Source organism: Pseudoalteromonas sp. MER144-MNA-CIBAN-0113, from assembly GCF_040308965.1.
GTDB lineage: Bacteria > Pseudomonadota > Gammaproteobacteria > Enterobacterales > Alteromonadaceae > Pseudoalteromonas > Pseudoalteromonas tetraodonis.
Map to the genome: position 1 here is coordinate 1 of NZ_JBEOOG010000563.1, position 241 is coordinate 241.

Genomic DNA, 241 nt, shown 5'->3' on the forward strand with positions numbered 1-241 from the left:
GGCGAGGGTTTGCTGTTGTTGCTGATGAGGTAAGAAGCTTAGCAAGTCGTACTCAAGTTAGCACATTAGAGATTAGTGAAATGTTGAGTGAGTTACATAATTTAGTATCGGATGCTGTAGCCGCAATGCAAGCGAGTCAGAATAGTTGTAATCGCTCAGTAGAATCGTCTCGTGCTATTTCAGAAAGTTTAGGTGCGGTAACAACCTCAGTTAGATCAATTAACGACATGAGTACGCAAAT

Annotated in this window: 1 protein-coding gene; it reads left to right on the forward strand. The window is 41.5% G+C overall.

Annotated features, from left to right (window positions below; genetic code table 11):
- The coding region (locus AAEY57_RS20950; RefSeq protein ID WP_350608776.1) for a methyl-accepting chemotaxis protein at positions 1–241 on the forward strand (241 nt) is incomplete at both ends.